9 protein-coding genes are annotated in these 22188 nt (G+C 64.6%); 8 read left to right on the plus strand and 1 reads right to left on the minus strand.

Features of this window, described 5'->3' with window-relative positions:
- Positions 1–153 precede the first annotated feature (153 nt).
- The 6 genes from O3932_RS03075 (at position 154) to O3932_RS03100 (ending at position 15362) form a co-directional block, all read left to right on the plus strand.
- A complete protein-coding gene (locus O3932_RS03075; RefSeq protein WP_371536172.1) occupies positions 154–3960 on the plus strand; it encodes a S8 family serine peptidase in 3807 nt (1268 codons plus the stop codon).
- Positions 3961–4187: 227 nt separating this feature from the next.
- Positions 4188–8012 carry a S8 family serine peptidase gene (locus O3932_RS03080; RefSeq protein WP_371536174.1) on the plus strand — a complete coding sequence of 1275 codons (3825 nt, stop codon included), beginning with the start codon at positions 4188–4190 and terminating at the stop codon, positions 8010–8012.
- A gap of 427 nt (positions 8013–8439) precedes the next feature.
- Positions 8440–12291 (plus strand): S8 family serine peptidase, encoded by a 3852-nt coding sequence (locus O3932_RS03085; protein WP_371536176.1) that lies wholly within the window; start codon positions 8440–8442, stop codon positions 12289–12291.
- A gap of 340 nt (positions 12292–12631) precedes the next feature.
- A complete protein-coding gene (locus O3932_RS03090) occupies positions 12632–13171 on the plus strand; it encodes a protease inhibitor I9 family protein (RefSeq protein WP_009647857.1) in 540 nt (179 codons plus the stop codon).
- A gap of 231 nt (positions 13172–13402) precedes the next feature.
- Positions 13403–13795, plus strand: coding sequence for a hypothetical protein (locus O3932_RS03095; protein WP_299239318.1), 393 nt, complete (start codon positions 13403–13405; stop codon positions 13793–13795).
- A gap of 196 nt (positions 13796–13991) precedes the next feature.
- Positions 13992–15362, plus strand: coding sequence for a Fic family protein (locus O3932_RS03100; protein WP_299239316.1), 1371 nt, complete (start codon positions 13992–13994; stop codon positions 15360–15362).
- A gap of 300 nt (positions 15363–15662) precedes the next feature.
- On the opposite strand, the gene O3932_RS03105 is transcribed toward O3932_RS03100, so the two are convergent.
- Entirely contained in the window at positions 15663–19121 is a 3459-nt protein-coding gene (locus O3932_RS03105) for a flippase-like domain-containing protein (protein ID WP_371536181.1), read from the minus strand.
- A gap of 113 nt (positions 19122–19234) precedes the next feature.
- On the opposite strand from O3932_RS03105, the gene O3932_RS03110 reads away from it, so the two are divergent.
- Both O3932_RS03110 and O3932_RS03115 read left to right on the plus strand, forming a co-directional pair.
- Positions 19235–19861, plus strand: coding sequence for a DedA family protein (locus tag O3932_RS03110; protein ID WP_296502310.1), 627 nt, complete (start codon positions 19235–19237; stop codon positions 19859–19861).
- Positions 19862–19864: 3 nt separating this feature from the next.
- Positions 19865–22168: a DUF6541 family protein gene (locus O3932_RS03115; RefSeq protein WP_371536183.1), complete on the plus strand. Its 2304-nt coding sequence runs from the start codon at positions 19865–19867 to the stop codon at positions 22166–22168.
- The last annotated feature ends 20 nt before the right edge of the window (positions 22169–22188 follow it).

A 22188-nucleotide genomic window follows, 5' to 3' on the forward strand; every position in this document is an offset into this window, starting at 1 on the left:
CCCAGGCCTCGTTTATGGACGGGAACGATGTCGTTCGTGAAACGGTGTCAAACTCGCGTGTTGTGTCGTGTACCCTACGAAGTAATGACCGATGGGTCGGACTTTGTACTGCGCCCGTGCGGTCTGTCATCAACACATGGGAGTTTTACGACTATGACACCGAAGAAACCAGTGGTGTTGCTTGCCCTCGCTGGGGCGTGCGCACTCGCGGTCGCGGCTCCGGCTGCCCTTGCGGCACCGCCCGCCCCCGTCACCCCGCAGCCCGCGCCGTCCACGACCGAACCGATCATTCCGGTCGGCGACGTCGACACCGCGCTGACCTCGAAGAACGGACAGACCCCGGCCGCTGCGCCGACCCAGGCCTCTGCTGCTGAGGACTCCACGCGCGTCGTTGGCATCATCGTCGAGCTGGCGAGCGGCACCGACCGCGCTGCCGCCCTCGCCGCCATGAACGAGGCCGTGGCTGGGGTTGACCCGGGTGCCTCCGCCGAGGTGAGCCGCGAGTACACCAATGCCTTTAGCGGATTCGCGCTGAAGGCCCCCGCCGGGTCGCTTGACGCGATCCGCAGCGTGAACGGCGTGAAGGCCGCGTTCCTCGAGCGTGAGATTCAGGTCGCCGATAACGTGACGCCCGACGCCGAGGGCGGTTTCATGGCCGCGCGCCTGGCGGGCCAGAATCCCGACAACCTGAGTGCCCAGCTCATCATGCACGCCGACCAGGTGTCCCAGAAGGGCGCGGGCAAGGTCATTGCCGTCATCGACACGGGCGTGGACATGACCCACCCGGCCTTCGCCGGTGCCCTGTCCGGGACTCCCGCCCTGGATGCGGGAAAGGTGGCCTCCCTGGCCGCCCAGCTGGGTGCGGGCAAGACGGGCACCTACGTCTCCGAGAAGTTCCCCTTCGCCTACGATTACGCGGACGATGACGCCGACGCGTCCCCGGCGGGTTCCCACGGCACGCACGTCGCTGGTATCGCCGCGGGTAACGCAGGTGAGATTATGGGCGTGGCCCCCGACGCGCAGATCATCGTCGCGAAGGTTGAGCGTGACCGCGGCGGTATCCCGGACTCCGCGCTGCTGTCCGCCCTGGATGACATGGCGGTCCTGCGCCCCGATGTCGTGAATCTTTCGCTCGGCCAGACGGCCGGCATGGACAACGCCGCCGACAGCGTCTACGCGGGAATCTTCGAGACGCTGCAGGAGAAGGGGGTCGCAGTCGACGCGGCCGCCGGTAACGAATTCTCCGCAGGCTACGGCAACAACTCGGGTAAGAACCTGGCCTACGCCTCCGACCCCGACTCCTCGACCCTGGACGAACCCGCTTCCTACGCCCCCGTGGTTGCCGTTGCCTCCCTCGATAACGTGCTTCAGGCCAACGGCTTCAAGGCGGCCGGACGAGACATCGCCTACCAGCGTGCGCGCGCGGAGAACGGCGACAAGATCGCTGACATCGCCGAGCTGCCCGCTGGCGACTACGAGTACGTTGACGGTGGAATCGCCTCCGAAGACGACGTGAAAGCTCTCAAGGAGAAGTACCCGGACGGACTGGCCGGTAAGTTTGTGCTCGTGTCGCGCGGTAAGCTGACCTTCGACGCTAAGGTGTCGAACCTTGCAGACCTCAAGCCCGCTGGCGTCCTCGTCTACAACAACGTCCCGGGCGACGCGCTCATGGTCATGAGCCTGTCGACGCTGAGTGTGCCCGCCGGTTTCATGTCGCAGGCCGATGGTCAGGCCATGCTGGCCGCCGCCGACCATCACCTGACCCTCGTTGAGGGCATGACGATCACGCCCAGCGCCAAGCACTCAATGTCCGGCTTCAGTTCGTGGGGCGTCACCCCTGATCTGCGGCTCAAGCCCGAAGTGACTGCCCCCGGCGGCAACATCTATTCCTCGGTGCCTGACGGCGCATACGGGTTCATGTCCGGCACGTCCATGGCGACGCCTCAGATCGTCGGCGTGAGCGCCGTCGTGCTTGAACGTGTTCAGAACGATCCGCTCTTCGCCTCGATGAGTGATCGCGAGAAGGTGGACGTCGTCCAGAACCTCATCATGGGCACAGCCACCCCCGTCGTCGATCCGCTCCAGGACACCGGTGCCTACTACTCTCCGCGTAAGCAGGGATCCGGCCTGGTGAACGTTCTGGCTGCTACGACCTCGTCCGTGTACCCGACCGTGAAGGGTGCCCCCGAACAATCCCGACCCAAGGCCGACCTGGGGGATGGCACGAAGGGCTGGCACTTCGACGTCGTCCTGCACAACCTCTCCGACGCCTCGGCGACCTATGAGATGAACTCCCAGGCGCTTTCCGACATCGTGACGGACGGCTTCTTCAGTGAGCGCTCCTCCGATTGGCGTGGCAAGGGCGTGGAGATCGCCTACTCCGGCGCTGCCTCGGCCACCGGCGAGGGCGCGACCGTCACTGTGCCCGCGAAGGGCGAGGCCACCGTCGGCATCGACGTCACCCCCGGATCCGCGTTCGCCCAGTACGTGACAGACAATGCGCCGTCGGGTACCTTCCTGGACGGCTTCGTGCGCTTCACGTCGCGCACGCAGGGTCAGCCCGACCTGACCGTCCCCTACGTGGGCTTCTACGGCGACTGGGGTAAGCCCGCGATCTTTGACCAGCTCGCCTCTGAGGGCGATGGGCACATTCTGGCCTCGGGCATCTACGACGGGGCGAACGGCAGTTCGCTGGGCTACAACCCCCTCGACGATGTGACAAAGCGTGAGGGTCGCCCCAACGCCGGGAATTACGTGATCTCCCGCGCCGATTCTGTGTATGCGCCCCATGCCGTGTTCCCTCGAACGGGAACCTTGCGTTCCGTTCACACGATGACGACAACCTTCACGAACGCTGCTGGCGAGGTCGTCGCCTCGTACACGTCTCACCAGAACTGGAAGTCCGCCCTGGACTCGAATGGGGTCATGACTGCGGTGGAGCAAGGCCATGCGTCCAGGGGACTGGACCTGACGTCCGACGAGTTCAAGAACCTGCCCGATGGCACGTACAAGCTGACGATTGCCGCCAGCAACGATGGCCCTTCTTCCGCCGAGCAATCCATCTCCTACGACTTCCGCGTCGACACGAAGGCTCCGGTTCTGGAAAGCGTGAACGTGGACCTCGGGGATGTCGTCGGTCCTACCCTCGACCTGCAGATCAGCGACGAGTCCCCCATTGCGGGCTTTACTGTCCACGATCCCGGCAGTGGCCTGTGGTTCTACCGTGATGTCATTGATAACAGTTCCAATCAGTGGTTCAACAATGGTAGGTACCACTACAGCCTGAGCCTCGGCCTGGGTGAGCTTGAGGACGGGTGGACTGCGCAGGGTGGCACGGGCGACATCGTCGCTCACCCCTATGTCATGGCGTGGGACTACGGCCTCAACCACTCCGAGGCCGTCACGATTGACCTGCCTTCCGACAACGAGGGTCCGATCGCTCCGTGCGTGAGTCCCACGGGCGGACATTGGGCCCACGACTCCACTGGCTGGTGGTACGCCTGTGCGAGCGGCACGGACTACCTCAAGGGCGGCTGGTTCACGATCAACGGCTCCGACTACCTGTTCGGTCCCAACGGCTACATGTCCACCGGTTTCCTCCAGCGTCCCTCCGGCGAGTGGGTCTACGCGGATTCCGAGGGTGCTCTGGTGGGCGGCTGGGTCAGCGACGGCGGCTCCTGGTACTACATGGATCCCGACACCAAGGTCATGCGCACCGGCTGGCTGCTCGATCGTGGTTCCTGGTACTACCTGCACGCCAACGGCGTCATGGCTATCGGCTGGGTGCAGGTGGATGGTTCCTGGTACTACCTGAAGGCCTCCGGGGCGATGGCTACCGGCTGGGTGAAGGTGGGCGACTCCTGGTACTACCTGTCCTACTCCGGCGCGATGCTCACCGGCACGCACACGATCAACGGACGCACCTACGTCTTTGACGAGTCGGGCGCGTGGATCAGGTGACCTGAGCGTCGGCGTCTGACGAAGAATTGGCCCGGGCCTCGGAACGTTGTTTTGTAAGCGTTCCGAGGCCCGGGTCCGGTTTATTAGTAAAATATTCTTCAATCGTTTCCCAATGTGAAACAAAGTTTGTCACAAGCCTTTTGTAAGGTATGTTGGGTGTGGCGGCCGACATGGCGCGGTCTTCACGCCCAAGGGCGGCCGCCTGTCGACACATTGGAGTTACGCACATGACAACGAAGAAACCTACGGCGCTCCTCGCGCTCGTCGGCGCCTGTGCGCTGGCGGTCACGGGGCCCGCGTCCCTTGCATCTCCGCCGACGCCCACGGCGCCCCAACCCACCCAGGACGCCCAGGCCTCGTCCCTGCCCGTGGGTGACATCGACACCGCGCTGACCTCGAAGAACGGCGAGACCGCGACGCCCGAGGCGGACGCGACGGTGAACGACCAGGATCCGGCGCGCGTCGTCGGTATCATCGTCCAGCTCCAGGACGGAGCTGACCGCAGCTCCGCGCTCGCCTCCATCAACGAGGCCGTGGCCGGGGCCGTCCCTGGATCCGCCGCCACGGTGGAGCGCGAGTATGACAACGCTCTGGACGGCTACGCCCTCAAGGCACCCGCTGGGTCACTCAGCGCGATCCGAGCCGCGAATGGCGTCAAGGCCGCCTTCATTGAGCGCGAGACCCCCGTCGAGGATGCCGACGACCAGGTCGCTGGCGAGGGAGCGACGAACTCCGCCCGTACCTCAACCCAGGACCCCGCCAACCTCAGCGCCCAGCTGATGATGCACGCCGACCAGATCACCCAGAAGGGCGACGGGAAGGTCATCGCCGTCATCGACACGGGCGTGGACATGACGCATCCGGCGTTCGCGGGCCCCCTCGGGGGGACCCCCGCGCTCTCGGCGGACAAGGTGGCGTCCCTGACCCCCCAGCTGGGCGACGGCAAGACCGGCACCTACGTGTCGGAGAAGTTCCCCTTCGCCTACGACTACGCGGATAACGACCCGGACGCCTCGCCGACCGGACAAGCCGGATCGCACGGCACGCACGTCGCCGGCATCGCCGCGGGCAACGCGGGCGAAATCGTCGGCATCGCGCCCGACGCGCAGATCATCGTCGCCAAAGTCGCGCGCAGCGTCGAGGGCGACATCACCGATTCCGGGCTGCTCGCCGCACTCGACGACATGGTGATCCTGCACCCCGACGTCATCAACCTGTCGCTCGGCCAGCTCGGAGGTATGGACAACGAGGCCGACTCGGTCTACGCGACCGTCTTCAAGAGCCTGCAGGACGTGGGCGTGACCGTCAACGCGGCAGCCGGCAACCACTACACGGCCGGATACGGCAATACCTCCGGCAAAAACCTGCCCTTCGCGTCCGACCCAGACTCCTCCACCCAGTGCGAGCCAGCGACCTACTCCTCCGTGGTCTCCGTCGCCTCCGTCGATAACTCGCTGGCGCACAGCGCGTTCACCGTCGGCGACCGCGACATTCCCTTCCAGCGGGCCGGTGGCGCTAACGGTCAGAAGATGCCCGACCTGTCCGACCTGACCGGCGGCCCCTTCGAATATGTCGACGGCGGCATCGGTTCGGCCGAGGACGGCGCCGCGCTCAAGGCCAAGTACCCCGAGGGCCTGGCCGGAAAGATCGTGCTGGTCAAGCGAGGCTCTCTCACCTTCCAGACCAAGTTCGACAACATCGCAGGCTCCAAGCCCGCCGGCTTCATCGTCTACAACAACGTTCCCGGTGACTCCCTCGTCGTCATGAGCCTGGCGACGGACGGCGTGCCCGCCGCATTCATTTCGCAGGCGGACGGCGAGGCCATGCTGGCCGCCGCCGACCACCACCTGAGCGTTGCCCCCGGCAAGGTCGTCGCCCCCAGCTCGAAGTACTCCATGTCGAGCTTCTCCTCCTGGGGCGTCACCCCCGACCTGCGCCTCAAGCCCGAGGTCGCCGCACCCGGCGGCAACATCTACTCCTCGGTGCCCGGAGGCACCTACGAGTTCATGTCCGGCACGTCGATGGCGACCCCGCAGATGGCGGGCGTGAGCGCGGTCGTCCTGCAGCGCGTCCAGAATGATCCGCTGTTCGCGTCCATGAGCGCACGTGAAAAGGTTGACGTCGTCCAGAACCTCATCATGGGTACGGCCGCTCCCATCGCCGACCCGCTCCAGGACACCGGCGACCCGTACTCCCCGCGCAAGCAGGGCTCGGGTCTGGCGAACGTCCTGGCTGCCACGACCTCGTCCGTGTACCCGACCGTGGCGGGCGCCCCCGAGTCCTCCCGACCCAAGGCCGACCTGGGGGATGGGACCAAGGGATGGCACTTCGACGTCACCCTCCACAACCTCTCCGGCGTCGAGGCCACCTACGCCCTGAACACGCAGGCGCTCTCCGAGTTCGTTGAGGATGGGTTCTTCACCGGCCACTCCTCCGACTGGCGAGGCAAGGGCGTGGACATCGCCTACTCCGGCGCGGCCGTGAGCGGCACTGGCGAAGGCGCGACCATCACCGTCCCCGCCTCGGGCGAAGCAACCGTGGGCGTGGACGTCACGCCTCGCGCCGCCTTCGACTCCTACGTCGCGCAGAACGCGCCCAACGGCACGTTCCTCGACGGCTTCGTGCGCCTCACCTCGAAGACCGCGTCTCAGCCCGACCTGACCGTGCCCTACATGGGCTTCTATGGCGACTGGGGCAAGGCCCCCATCTTCGATGCCCTCGCCTCCGACGGGGGAGCGCACACCCTGGCCTCGGGCATCTACAACGGCACCACGGGCCAGCAGCTGGGATACAACCCCCTGGTCAAGGCCGACGCGCGCACCGGCACGCCCAAGGCTGACCGCTACGTCCTCTCCCGCGCCGAGGCCTCGGGCGCTCCCACGGTCCTCGAACCGCGCACCGGCACCCTGCGCAGCGTCCACACGCTCAACACCGTGTACGCGAACGCCGCCGGTGAATCCGTCGCCTCGTACGTGACCCACCAGGCCTGGAAATCCGGTGTTAACCCCAGCACCGGCAAGATGACCTGGGTCGAGGACGGCCACGAGCCCACGACCCTGGACCTGCGCTCCGACGCGTACAAGAACCTGCCCGACGGCGACTACACGCTGACACTCTCCGCGCACAACGACGGCCCCTCGCAGGCCGAGCAGTCGATCTCGTACAACTTCAGCATCGACACCACCGCCCCCACGGTCGACACCCTCGCATTCAGCAAGGACGGCGACGCGCCGCACGTCACCATCGCCGTGACCGACAACAAGCCCCTCGCGGGCATCGACCTGCACGACCCGGCCGACGGTCTGTGGTTCTACCGCCACATCTTCTCCGACACCGAGGGCGTCAAGGGAGACGACGGCAAGTACCGCTACAAGCTCGACGTCCCCATGTCCGAACTCTCCCAGGCGTGGACCGACCAGGGCGGCTCCGGCGACGTCATCGCCCACCCGTACCTGCTCGCATGGGACTACGGCCTCAACCACTCCGAGCCGCGCACCGTCGACCTGCCCACCAGCAACGAGGGCGCGAAGCTCCCCTGCACCGACCCCGCGGGCGGACACTGGGCAAATGACGCCACCGGCTGGTGGTACGTCTGCGCCAACGGCTCCGACTACCTGGCGAGCGGCTGGTACACCATCAACGGCTCCGACTACCAGTTCGGCCCTGCCGGCTACATGATGACCGGGTTCCTCAAGCGCCCCTCCGGCGAGTGGGTGTACGCGGACGCTTCCGGCACCCTGCTGAGCGGCTGGATCCGCGACGGTGGCTCCTGGTACTACCTGGATCCCGCCACGAACGTCATGGCCACCGGCTGGCTGTCCCAGGGCGGCTCCTGGTACTACCTGGGCACCTCCGGCGACATGCACACCGGCTGGGTCAAGGTCGACGGTCTCTGGTACTACCTCTCCTCGTCTGGCGCGATGCACACCGGCTGGCTCCAGCAGGGCGGCTCCTGGTACTACCTGGGACCTGACGGCGCCATGTTCACCGGCACGCATACGATCAACGGCCGCACCTACACCTTCGATGAGTCGGGAGTTTGGCAGCACTAACGCCGCCTGCTTCTGATTCACGAGGCCTGGGCCCGGGAACGCTCCACCGCGGAGATTCCCGGGCCCACTCGCTGTTCCGCGCGTGGGCCCGCTGGTGCGCACGTGGGCCCGCTGTTCCGCACGTGGACCCGCTGTTCCATAGGTGGGCGGCCCCGCCCACGTACGGAACAGAGGGTTTGGTTGCGTATGAGCGGGTTTGGTTGCGTATGAGCGGGTTTGGTTGCGGATGAGAGGTCCTACGTGCGGATGAGGGGCAACGCGTACTGTGCCCCTGCTTGCATTAGACAGGCTGCCCAGACAGCCATAAATAGGCGCGCAAACACGGCTTGTCATGAGCGCCCCTGAGCTATGGTGAAGGTGATGGCCGACATAGTGTAGATGTCCCTGCACCCAGCGTCGGCCACCCACAAACGCATAGGAGTGCATCATGTCGATGAAGAAATCAGCTGTTCTCCTGGCGTGTGTCGGCGCATGGGCGCTCGTGGTCACGGGTCCCTCGTCTGTAGCGTCGCCGCCTCACGCCTTTCAACCCAACCCGGGTGCATCACCCACGCTAACCGCCCGCGCTGCCACGGCCTCGTCCCTGCCTGTCGGTGATGCCGACACAGCGCTGACCTCGAAGAACGGCGAGACCGTCGCGCCTGAACCCATACGCGCGGCGAGCGATGAAGACCCGGCTCAGCTCGTCGGGATTATCGTTCGTTTCCGGGAGGGGAACGAGCGTGAGGGCGTTCTTGCCTCGATTCGCGAGGCCGTGGCCGGTGTTGTCCCGGACGCGTCGGTTACGGTGGAATACGAGTATCGTCATGCCCTGCAGGGTGTTGCGCTGCGCGCACCCGCCGGGTCGCTGGAAGCGATTCGGGGAGTGAATGGCGTTGCGTCGGCCTTCTTTGAGCGCGAGAGCCGAGTGTGGGGCGGTGCCGACAGAGAGGGAGGAATCCGCACGTCGAGGCTGGCCACCCAGGATCCCGACAACCTCAGCTCCCAGGTGATGATGCGCACCGACCGAGTTGCGCAGAAGGGCGAGGGGATGGTCATTGCCATCGTCGATACGGGCGTGGACATGACCCACCCGGCCTTGAACGGCGCTCTGTCGGGTTCGCCCGCGCTCGATTCGGAGAAGGTAGCGGCCCTGCTTCCTCAGCTTGGGGAGGGTAAGAACGGCACATACGTGTCCGAGAAATTTCCCTTTGCTTACGACTACGCGGACGGTGACAACGATGCCTCGCCGGCACCCGACGACTCCGGTTCACACGGCACGCATGTCGCTGGCATAGCCGCGGGTAACGCCGACAAGATTATGGGCACGGCTCCCGAGGCGCAGGTCATCGTCGCGAAAGTCTCGCGCAGCAAGACTGGAGAATACCCGGACTCCGCGCTGCTGGCCGCGCTGGATGACATGGCGGTGCTACGTCCCGACGTCGTAAACCTGTCGCTCGGCCAGACCGGCGGCATGGATAACGAGGCCGACTCGGTGTACGCGAGCGTCTACAAGAACCTGCAGGACGCCGGGGTGAGCGTCAACGCCGCCGCGGGTAACGAGTATTCGGCCGGGTATGGCAACCTGTCGGGCACCAACCAGGCCTACGCCTCCGACCCCGACACGTCAGTGTTGTGTGAACCCGCGTCCTATCCCTCCGTGGTGGCCGTGGCCTCGATCGAGAACGGAACTGCCTACGCCGCGTTCACCGCTGCCGGTCGGGACGTCGCATACCAGCGTGCGCGCGGCTTCGAGGGCGAAAGTGTCGCCGACCTGTCGGACCTACCTCCCGGCGAGTATGAATACGTGGACGGAGGTGTCGGGACAGCCGAGGACGCCACGGCCCTGACGGCACAATACCCGGAGGGATTAGGTGGAACAATCGTCCTGGTCTCGCGCGGCACCCTGGATTTCCAAGACAAATTCGACAATATCGCCCCGCTCAAGCCAACAGCGATACTCGTGTACGACAACGAGCCCGGCGACGCGCTCCTCATTATGAATCTGTCAACCCTCGATACTCCCGCCGCCTTCATCTCACAAGCGAACGGACAGGCCATGCTCGAGGCCGCCGACCATCACCTGACCATCGTTGAGGGCAAAGTCCTGGAACCCACCAGCTCCTACTGGATGAACGAATTCTCCTCGTGGGGTGCCTCTCCCGACCTACGCCTCAAGCCCGAGATCGCGGCACCCGGCGGTAACATCCTCTCCTCCGTTCCCGGAGGCGACTACGACCACTTCTCCGGCACGTCCATGGCGACTCCGCAGATGTCGGGTATTAGTGCGATTGTCTTGCAGCGTGTTCAGTCTGATCCTCTGTTTGCGTCGATGAGTGCGCGTGAGAAGGTGGATGTTGTTCAGGATCTCATTATGGGTACCGCCCGTCCCCTGACTGACGCGTCCCAGGGCAGTGGGGTGCTGTATTCTCCGCGTAAGCAGGGTGCTGGCCTGGTTGACGCTTTGGCGGCTACGACCTCGTCTGTGTATCCGACCGTGAAGGGTGCCCTCGAGCAGTCTCGGCCCAAGGCTGACCTGGGGGATGGTACGACGGGCTGGCACTTCGACGTCGTCTTGCATAACCTGTCTGACGCGGAAGCGACTTACGAGCTCGGCTCCCAGGCGCTCTCCGAGGTCGTCGACGGCGGCTATTTCACGGAGCACTCCTCGGATTGGCGAGGTCGTGGTGTGGATGTGTCGTATAGCGGCGTGGCCGTGTCTGGCATCGGTGAGGGCGCGACCGTCACTGTGCCCGCGAAGGGCGAGGCTACCGTCGGCATCGACGTCACCCCCGGATCCGCGTTCGCCCAGTACGTGACAGACAATGCGCCGTCGGGTACCTTCCTGGACGGCTTCGTGCGTTTTACCTCGCGTACCGAGGGGCAGCCTGACCTGTCCGTGCCCTACCTCGGGTTCTACGGATCCTGGGGCAAGCCGGCCATCTTCGACGCACTCGCCTCCGACGGTAAGGGACACATGCGGGCCTCGGGCCTCTACGACGGCGAAACCGGTACCCCCCTCGGCTTCAACCCCGTCCAGCGACCCAGCGAGCGACCCGAGCGACCCGACGCCTACGGGTACGTGATTTCCCGGGCCGAGGCCTCGGGCGCACCCCGGGTCCTCGAACCGCGCACGGGCACGCTGCGCGGCGTGCACACCCTGACGACCACCTACACGAACGAGGCTGGGGAAGTGGTCGCGTCCTTCGAGCAGCACCAGAACTGGAAATCCGTGTTCGATCCGCTCACGACGGAGGTGTCGTGGGTTGAGCGTGAGCACGAGTCGACGGCCCTGGACCTACGCTCCGAGGCATATAAGGACCTGCCGGACGGGGAATATGCGGTGACGGTCTCCGCACACAACGACGGACCGTCGCGCACCGAACAATCCATCTCCTACAAGTTCCGTATCGACACGACCGCACCCGTCATTGAGGACGTGCACTACTCCGGCAAGGGTGACGACACGGTCGTTACTCTCACCATCGTTGACTCCTCGCCGATGGCTGCCTTCGACCTGCACGACCCGGCCGACGGCCTATGGTTCTACCGACACATACTCTCCGACGCCGACCAGATCGCTGACAAAGATGGCAAGTACCGCTACGAGGTGGACGTTCCGCTCTCCGAAATCTCCCGCGCGTGGGTGGATCAGGGCGGCACGGGACCCGTTGTGTCCGACCCGTACGTGCTGGGCTGGGATTACGGCCTCAACCACTCGTCGGCGGTGACCGTCAACCTGCCCACCGGACGTCCGAGCAATCCTCCGTTCTGCGCCGACCCCACGGGCGGCCATTGGGTGAAGGGAAGCGGTGGCTGGTGGTACGCGTGCGCCGACGGGTCGACCTACCTGGCCAACGGCTGGTTCACGATCAACGGCTCCGACTACAGCTTCGGCCCCGACGGTTACATGATGACCGGGTTCCTCAAGCGCCCCTCCGGCGAGTGGGTGTACGCGGATGCCTCCGGCACTCTGCTGAGCGGCTGGCTTCGCGACGGCTCCTACGGAGGGCTGTACTGGTACTACATGGACCCTGCTACCAAGGTGATGCGCACGGGTTGGCTGTTTGATCGCGGCTCGTGGTACTACCTGGGTGACTCCGGCGACATGCACACCGGCTGGATCAAGATCGATGGTCTCTGGTACTACCTGAAGCCTTCGGGTGCGATGCACATCGGCTGGCTCCAGCTCGGAAATGCGTGGTACTACCTGTCTCCCTCCGGCGCGATGGTGACCGGTGCACAGGTCATCGACGGCCGAGTATATTCCTTTGACACATCTGGAGTATTGCGGCGCTAACGCCGCCTGCTTCTGAATCACGAGGCCTGGGCCCGGGAACGCTCCACCGCGGAAGTTCCCGGGCCCACCCGCTGTTGCGCACGTGGACCCGCTGTTGCGCACGTGGACCCGCTGTTCCGCACGTGGACCCGCTGTTCCGTAGGTGGGCGGTCTCGCCCACGCACGGAACAGCGGGTTTGGTTGCGGATGAGAGGTCCTACGTGCGGATGAGGGGCTGTGGGTACGTGGTCGTGGATGCCGCGCACGTCGCTTGTTGTCCTGCGGTATGTTGGATGTATCTGCCGATACAGCGGCGACGACGCAACTGCCTCGGTCGCCTGTGAATGCGAAGGAATACACCATGTCCATGAAGAAACCAGCCGCCATCCTTGCGGGCGTCGGAACGTGTGCGCTCGCGGTCGCGAGCTGTTCCGTGTCCTCTCCGCAGACGCCCTCCGCCCAGTCCGACCCTGGCGCGGACTCGCAGCAGTCTGCTCCCCAGTCCGCTCCTCAGTCGGCTCCCCAGTCGGAGCCGCAGTCCGGCTTGACGGCCCCCATGCTGCCGGTGGGTGACGCCGATACTGCGCTGACATCCAAGGATGGGCAGGACGGTCCGGATGTGCAGAGCGGTGCCCCCGCGCCGTCTGGCGATGCCGAGGCAGCGGAACCTGTCGTCGTCATCGTCCACCTTGAGGAGGGTGCTGATCGTGAGGCGACCCTTGCTTCCATCAACCAGGCCGTGGCCGGGGTTTATCCGGATGCGACCGTCGAGGTCGAACGCGAGTATAAGAACGCCTTGCAGGGCTACGCGTTGCGCGTGCCTGCGGGTTCGCTGGATGCGATCCGTGGAGTGAGTGGTGTGAAGTTGGTGTCCATCGAGCGTGAGACACGCGTCCAGTAGTTGTCCTGTAGGTGGTGGTCGGGTGAGCTTGTGAGGTCGCCCGACCACCTTTTTGTCTCTGCATACACGGAATCATTAAGTTTGACAGCATGGTAGTAATGAACAAATAGCAGTCATGAGTAGCTTGTCAGTTATGCTGTCGTGTTAGGGTGCTCCTGGTGATCGGCGGAGAGGATACGTGGCAGTGTTCCCGCTCGATCGCCCATGATTACAGAGGAGCAGAATATGTCCATGAAGCAAACAGCTCTCGCGCTGGCATGTGTTGGCGGGTGTGCGCTTGCGGTTGTGAGTCCGTCGTTCGCCGCGTCGGCGACCGCCTTCCAGTCCGGTGCTTCGCCTGCGGTGGTCGCCCAGGCGGCCATGGTTGGAAGTGAGAACCGTCCGTCGGAGAATGTCGAGGTTGTCGTGCGCCTCGAGGAGGGCGCTGACCGCGCGGCTGTGCTCGCCTCGATTAGGGAAGCTGTGGCCGAATCTTTCCCCGGTGGATCCGTCGAGGTCGAGTATGAGTACGAGAACCTCGTGCAGGGCTTCGGGCTGAGTGTGCCCGACGGATCCGTCGAGGTGATTCGGGGCGTTAGTGGCGTGCAGTCGGCCGACTACGTGTGCGCGAACCGTCTTTGGTAGTGTGCCCGCCATCGACGAGGCCGTGGCCGGGTGTTCCGGTCGCGGCCTCGTTTGTTGTGGGGATGCCTGCTTGTGGCGGGATGTTGAATATTCTGTTGCGCCCTCGGTGATGTATGCGCGCTGTGGCACTATTTCTAGTTGCTTCAAATTAAGATAAAATTAGAAGTAATTTGAAGTTCGTGTGAATGGAGTAGCCATGAAGACTCCTATCCCTCCGCCTTATCGGCTTGGTGAGCTGCGTGAACGAGTCATCACCAATCTGATGGCTATGGATGATGATCGTCGTCTCCCCGTTATTGCTGTGCTCGCTGGTGGGCTGGATGATCCGGAGTATCGGCCGTGGGAGTATTACTTCCGTGCTGAGCCGGTGCCAGAGGGGCTTAGCCGCGAGGCGTGGTGGTACGCGGTGCGCACTGCGCGTGCCTTGACGGCCCGGCCCACTCCCTTCGTTATGAAGGACGGAACGCGCCTGACGTTTAATCTCCCAGATCGCTTCTTGAGGTTGAATGAGGAAATTACGGCGCAGGCGCGTGGTCAGGTGGAGCTTCCGGGAGAGGTGGCGACGCAGGGGATGAGAGATAGGTATCTGATTAACTCTCTCTACGAAGAAGCGATCACCTCCTCCCAGATGGAGGGGGCTTCGACCACAAGGCGCGATGCGAAAAAAATGCTCCGAGAAAAGAAGGATCCGCGTGATCGCTCAGAGCGGATGATCCTCAACAATTTTCTCGCTCTCGAATATGTGCGCGATCACTTGGGTGAGGAGCTCACTCCTGAATTCATCTGCGGGGTCCATCGCATCGTGACGGATGGGACGCTCGATGAGGCGGAGGATGCAGGACGCTTGCAGCGCCAGGGTGAAGAGCGAATTCGTATCTATGGGAGTGAGGGCGATGATCAGCTGTTGCATGTGCCGCCGCCAGCCGAGGAGCTGCCCGAACGACTCAAGCGTCTGTGCGACTTTGCCAATGGTGTGGGTGAGTATGCCTCGCAATATGTGCCGCCCCTGGTGCGGGCACTCATCGTGCACTTCATGATGGGCTATGATCACTACTTCGTCGATGGTAATGGGCGCACGGCCCGCGTGATTGCGCAGTGGGTGATGCTGCGCGAAGGCTTCTTCCTCATGGATTTCGTCCCGGTTTCGAGGCTGCTGCGCCAAGCGCCTGCCCAGTATGCGCGATCCTTCCTCGAGGTTGAGCAGGATGAGGGGGACCTTACCTACTTCCTGATCTGGCATGCGCATATTATCCTGCGTGGAATCTGTGAGCTGCACGATTACCTGGCGAGAAAGTCCAAGGAAATGGAACAGGTGAAACATCTCCTGAGGCTCACCGATCTCAATAATCGACAGATCGGGGTCATTGAGGAAGCGTTAAAGGACTCTGCTATCACCGTGACAGCTGCAGCTCATGCCAACAAGTACAGGGTGACGCAGCAGACGGCGCATGCTGATCTGCGCGGTCTTGAGGACGGGGGATACCTGATGCGTACCAAGCGCGGTCGCAGCTTCGAGTGGTACCCGGTCACAGATCTCCAACGCCGGGTTCGGGGTGCCGAGGCGTAGCGAAGTTCCATGATCGACATGGTCGTTAGGTTGTGCGACGCAGCGTGGGGTCTTGTTGTAGGAACTGTTGCAAAAGGCAACTTCTAGTTGCTTCAAATTTGATCCAAATTAGAAGCAACTAGAAGTAAGCCTCCCCGTGCCGTCGTACCTCGGTGTCGCTCATGCCCCAGCCCCGGCCTCGTGCAGAGTGAGGCGCAGTCAACTCGCGGTGTGCATCTGAGTGCCACCACGGCACGTGCAAAGAGGCGCGAATCCGGCGCACATCCCCAGCCTCAGGGCCGAGGTCCGGAAAGCTAACGCTTAGATCAGATCCTTCTTCTCCATGTACTTCATGGCCAGCCAGCCAAACGGGATGCGCCCGTAGAAGGTGACGAGACGGTAGAGCAGCGCGGTGGCAATCGCGACCGAGGAGGAGACGCCCGCGACTGTCAGACCCGAGGTGAGTGCCGTTTCGACGGTACCGATACCACCCGGGGAGGGGATGAAGGAACCCGCTGCGTTCGCGGTCAGGTAGGTGATAGCAACCGTTGAGAAGTTCAGCGAGCCACCCATGGCGACCATGGCGGTCCAGAACGCGCCCACGTAGCCGATGTTCATGAGCAGGTTGCCAGCCACGACGGCGGCCAGGCGACGAGGTTGTCCGATGATCCACAGGAGACGCGGGTAGACCTGCTGCCACGTTGGCTCGATCTTGGCCCAGATCCAGCGGCGTACCTTTGGGACGGCCATGATGACGCCGACCGCGAGCATGACGACCGCAACGACCGCGAGGATCGTGCCGTAGGGGAGTGAGACGGACAGGGATGAACCCGCGCTGACCATGACGAGCAGCAGGAGGATGATCGTGATGAGCGCCTGCGAGATCTGCATGAGCGTCACCGTCGTCACGGCAGCGGCGGTGGGGACGCGGCGTTTGCGCAGGTAGCGCAGGTTCAGGGCGGCAGGACCCACACCGGCGGGTGCGACGACCGTGATGATCGAGGCGGCCACCTGCGCGATGAGGGTGTCGCCGAAGCGCAGCTTCTCGGGGGACAGGGCCATGAGCGGCACGGCCGAACCCACCCAGATCAGGCAGGCTAACGCGGCGGACGCGGCCATCCACCACGGGTTCGCGCTTTTCACCGTGGAGACGAGGTCGTTGAAGTTGAGAGAGGAGACGACGATGAAAACCGCGATGAATGCGACCGCGATCGTCAAGATCGTGCGCGGGCGGAAGCGCTGCAGGTCGGCTGTCGGGGCGGACTCGGCCTCGGAGTCACCCACGAGGGCGGCGCGCAGATCGCTGAGCAGATCGGATCGGCGCAGCATCTGGTTCACCGATGCGGGCAGGACCGGCTTCTGGATGACGGGCGCGCACGCGATGAGGGTCTCGTCGCCGACGCAGCGTCGACCGGCCTCAAGCGCACGTTGGGGACCCACTGCCAGGGCGGTCAGGACTAGCATCTGGGCGATGTCGATGGACTGGTTGAGTTCAGTCGTCGCGACCTCGCCCGAATCCCAGTCGAGCAGCCACACGTCGGAGGACGCGTCGACGACGACAGCCTCGGGCGTGAGGGCGCGGTGCGAAATGCCCCGCGTGTGCGCGTACCGCAGCTGTTCCCACGCACGATCCAAGACCTCGTCCGAGGCCCGCTCGCCGAGCTCCGTCAGCGGCGTCGTTGGGGGCAGAGCGGAGAGCACCATGATGATCGAGTCGTTCGCCGAGGCGATCGCGATGGGTTCTTGCGTGAAGACGCCGGCGCGCAGAGCCTGCAAGGTTGTGAACGAGGAGCGTTCCGCCTGGGCCTTGAGGGAGGGGGAGACCCAGCGGCTAATACCGCGCAGGCGCAGGTTGTTCCACATCTCGAGGAGGGTGCCGGTCAGCTCTTGACCGGGGTCCATGACGATGAGTTCGTAGGTCAGCCCGGTGTCGCTCCACACCTGGTAGTGGCGGTTGTGGTCGGGGTCGGGGCGTCGCGTGATGGTGATGCCTATGTCGCCCAGATCGGCGGGTACCTGTGTGAGGCGTCCGCGGGCGTTCTCGGCGACCGCCCATGTGGACAGCGGTTCGATGGTGGTGTCCAGGTCGGTGCGCACGATCCGCGAGGGCGTGATGCCGATGCCGAGGAGCGCCTCGACGAGGGTGACCCCCTTGGCTCTCTGGTCGTCGTAGCCCATGATCCACCGCGATCCTGAGCCGAACGCACGGCCGAGGAACACGGAGATGAACGCGACGGGCAGGGTCATCGAGGAGCGCAGGACGCCTAGGATCAGGATGACCCACACGCCTATCCAGCCCCAGCGAATGGCTCTCATCGATTGGGCTTCGCCTGCTGAGGTGAACATGGCGCACAGGGTGACGAGTACCAGGTTGATGGCGATCACGAAGCCGCTCCTGTGGCCCTGTGTGGCGATGAGCCGGTCCACGCTCAGGGGGATGGTGAGGTAGGCGGGCAACAGACCGGTGAGGATGGCGATGATCCAGCCGCCGACGGCGGCGACGACGCTTGTGACGATGACCTGGATGATGGTGTGCAGGCGTTTTCTCAGCGCAAGGGAGATAATCACCATGATCGGCGTGATCAGGATGATGAGGCCCTCAACGAGGTTGACGGGCAGGATCAGGATCTGGCGGATGAGCTGGAATTGCAGGACGTCCATGGTGACGCCGCGCGTCGTGGCGCTGGCGACGGTGCCGATGGTCCAGATGATGAGGATTGCGAGGATCGAGATGACGATGTCGACGACGTCCTCGCGCCTGCGCTGGATGGTGAAGATGCGGTCGGCGATGTAGGCGGGCCGGGGGAGGCGGAGCCTGCGGGCGGGGACGGGCAGCGCGACCTCGCCGTTTTTGGCGCGCACGACCGTGTCCGAGGCAGGGGTGGCCTGTGCGTCCGCCGTGTCCTTCTCGGCGGGCGAGTCGGTCGGGGTGGGCGCGTGATCGGTTGTGGCTCCGTCGTGGCTCGCGTGTGTCGTCTTCCGGGTTCTCGCTGTGTTGGCTGCGGCGGACGCAGCGACGGTGACGAGGGTGGGGACGGCAGCGACGGTGGTCTGGTCGGCGGACGTTGCGCTCGCCTCGAAGGCCTCGTTCGTGGCGGCGCTGGGACCGGCCTGCTCGGGTGCAGGCGGTTCGGGCGCGGGGGGTTCGGGCGCGGGGGGTTCGGGTGCGGGCGGTTCGGGTGCGGGCGGTTCGGGTGCGGGCGGTTCAGTAACCGCGCGTTCGCCGGAGTCGGCTTCGGGCGCGGGTGGCGGGAGAATGGGGGTGATTGGTCTTGCGGCCTCCTCGTCGTCGGGGAGCGGGGGAGGGAGGATGGGACCCGTTGGTGTCGTGGCCTCCTCGTCGTCGGGGAGCGGGGGAGGGAGGATGGGACCCCTTGGTGTCGTGGCCTCCTCATCGTCGGGGAGCGGAGGAGGAGGTGCGTCGACGATTGCCGAGGCGGGGGGCGGGGGAGCGGGACTCTGCAGCGCGTTGACGGTGACGACCGGCGAGATGATGGCCGACTCGGGCACGATCGCGGCGGTGGGAGGGAAGCTGGGGGGTGTATTGGAGGAGGGGGCTGCGGTGGGGGGCACGACGATGGGGTCGAGGATTTCGGTCTTGTCTTCGGGGCCGGGGATGTCCGGTTTCTGGGCAGGGGTTGCCGTGGTCCCCGCACCGTTGATCATACCCATCAGGTCATCGACCCCTAGTGAGGACGGATCCTCCGCGGAAGAGGGGACGAACAGGATGTTCGTATCGACAACTGGGGGGTTGTCGTGTGACTCCTTGCGCTTCCTCATAGTGACTATCCTATATTCGCGGTCAACAAAGGTAGGGTTAGGGGGACATATTCCCGGCAGAAAAGGGCCTTATCGTGACCTGGTCTACACTCGCGGCAGCATCGGATCCGTCGATGCTTGACACAGTTATCGAGTGGTTTAAGAATCCTGAGACACTTCTTGTTGCCATGGGGCCGTGGGTCCTGTGGGGAACGATGCTCATCGTTCTTATCGAGTCCGGCGTTCTTTTCCCGGTTCTTCCAGGCGAGTCCCTGCTGTTTACTGCCGGCTTGCTGCACGACCGCCTTGGTCTGCATCTGCCCACTCTCATTGCCATGGTCGTCGTCGCCGCCTTCATTGGCGCGCAGATCGGCTACTTCCTGGGCGCGAAGTGGGGTCGCCGCTTCTTCAAGCCGGACGCGCGGATCCTGAAGACCGAGCACTTGGAGAAGGCTGAGCATTACTTCACAAACTACGGCGGACGCTCGCTCGTCATCGGTCGTTTCATTCCCTTCGTGCGCACCTTCATTCCGATCGCCGCGGGCATGGCCCGCTACCCCTATTCGAAATTCCTGGTATTTAACACGCTGGGTTCCGTCTTCTGGGGTGCTGGCTTCATCCTGGTTGGCTCGCTCCTGGGCAACGTGCCTTTCGTGCACGACAACCTGACGCTCATCCTGGGTGTCATCATCCTCGCGTCGGTCCTGCCCGTCATCATTGAGATGATCGGCAAGCGTCGGTCTTCTGCTGAGAAGGAGTAACACGTGCTGGCCTGGTGGATGCTGGTTCCGACCCTGTTGGCCATGATGGTCGCCCTGGTGCTGCCGGGGTTCATGTGGCTGCGCGCGGGGGTGCGCTCGTCGCTCGTCGCAATCGGGGCGGCACCGGCGTTCACCTTTGGCCTGATCACTGTCCTGACGGTCCTCTATCCGGCGCTCGAGATCCCGTGGGAGGCTTCCACGGTCATGCCGGTCCTCGGCATGAGCACCGTCGGCGGTGCGGTCGCGTGGGGCCTCAGCTACTTTCACCGAGTTAACGGCGGGTTTGCCCTCAACGGGGTGCCTTTCCGCGAGGCCATCGGTGTGCGCGTGCCGATCGGCGGACGTCAGGCGGCAATCCGCGCGGCGACGTGGGGCACGATCCTCGTGGGTTTCCTCCTGGCTGCCTGGCCGCTGCTGTCGGTTGCAGATCCCGCGAACCCTGTCCAGCAGTGGGACCCGACGTTCCATCAGAATGGCGTTCACGCGATCCTCTACGGCAAGGATGCCAGCCCTTTCGGTGGTCTCCATGAACTCTACGGTGGGCGGCGCGTCTACTACCCGACGGGCTGGCACGCGTTCGTCGCGCTCTTCGCCCGCTACGACTCGGTTGTCCAGGCTTCCAACGTGTCCTCCCTGGCCCTCATGGCCGTGTGGGTGATCGGCCTGGCGGCTCTGGTGTCCGTACTAACGGGTTCGCGCACGGCCCTCCTTGCGACTCCGATCATCGGCGGCATGCTGCACAACATGCCGGCTGACGCGCTGACCATGTATAACCAGTGGCCCAACTCGACGGGCACGGTGCTGGTCCCCGGCCTCGCTGCGGTCTTCATCGTCGCTGGTCGGCGCGCGGCCGCAGACCTGCGTTTCGGGGACGGCATCCGGTCTTTGATCCGCCGCATCCCCCAGGTTCTCTTCCTCCTCGTAGGCTGCCTCGGCCTCGTCGGTGCGCACCCCAGCGCTGCCTTCTCCCTCCTGGCTTTCCTCGCCGCGCCCCTTCTGTCTTCCATCGTCTTTTTCGCGCGCTCTGCGCTGGCGCGTGAGGGCCGAGGCCAGCTCACCGCCATCCTGTGGGTCGGCGTCGGCCTCGCTGTCCTCGCCTTGCCCCTGATCGCGCTCGCCTCACCGAAGATCCAAGCGATGGGCCGTTACCCGCGTCGAGGCAGTGGCTGGGGCGAAGCCTTCTCGCATGGACTCCTGCCCTACCCGCCGTTCGCGCAGACGACGAGCACGACGTGGTGGACGCTCATCCAAGTGATTCTCCTCGTCGCAGGTATCGTCGTCACCGCTCGCCTCCACACGTTGCTGCGACGCCCCGACCCGGTCGATGACCTGGCCGACGAGGCCCGTCTGGACATCGACGGTCGCGAGATCGAGACTATCCGACTGATGGATCGCAAGGAAGCCGCTCCGATGCCGGCCTGGCCTCTCGTCTCCTACCTGATTCTTGCTGTCCTCACCGGGCTCGCCTACGCCCCCGACTCTGCGCTGCGCACCTTCCTGCTCGCCCCCTGGTACAAGGACGGGCGGCGCATTATGGGCGTCGAGGACATCGCGCTGGCCGTCCTCATGGCCGTCGGCGTCGCGGCTATCGTCCACGGCATTCACGCGGCATGGACAATTTCTCTGCGTCGCATCCTGGCCGAGCGCGGCATCGAGGACGACGTCGAGGATGGTGTCGAGGCACCCCGCTGGCCGATCCAGGTGGGTATCCTCTCGCTCGTCGTTCTCCTGTCCGGCCTCGGCGCGATTGACGCTCGTGACTCCGCCGTCGCCTACGTGTACGACCCGACGCGCCTGGGCAAGCCCGGCATGGCTGTCAAGGGTGAACTCGCCATGCTGCGCCGCATGCAGTACACGACCGCGCCCGACGCCCTCATCGTCGGCGACCCCATCGCGGGTGCCGCCTACTCGGAGATGCTGGGCGGCCGCAAGGCCGTCTTCCCCCAGCTCAGCACGGTCAACGGTGATGGGGCCTCGCAGAAGGTCCTCACTCAGCACTTCCGTGACATCACGACCGATCCCGAGGTCTGCGAGGTCGTGCGCAACCTCGGCATCACACACTTCTACGAGGAAGAAGACGGTAGCTACTACAACTTCTTGCGCTCGAGCCGCAACCCCGGTTTCTACGGCGTCGACACTTCCAAGGGCTTTGAGCTGGTCGACGCGGGCGGTACCGCGAAGCTGTGGAAGATCACTGCATGCGGTTACGTCACCCCCGGCGGCGGCAGTCAGGCCTTCGCGGACGGGATCCGCTCCACCCAGCCGGGTGCCGATGACCCGGAGGAACCCCGGTCAGGCGACGAGTAGGCCACAATGCGCCCCTGAGC

Source organism: Pauljensenia sp. 20925_1_25 (assembly GCF_041433955.1).
In the GTDB taxonomy this organism is placed as follows: Bacteria; Actinomycetota; Actinomycetes; order Actinomycetales; family Actinomycetaceae; genus Pauljensenia.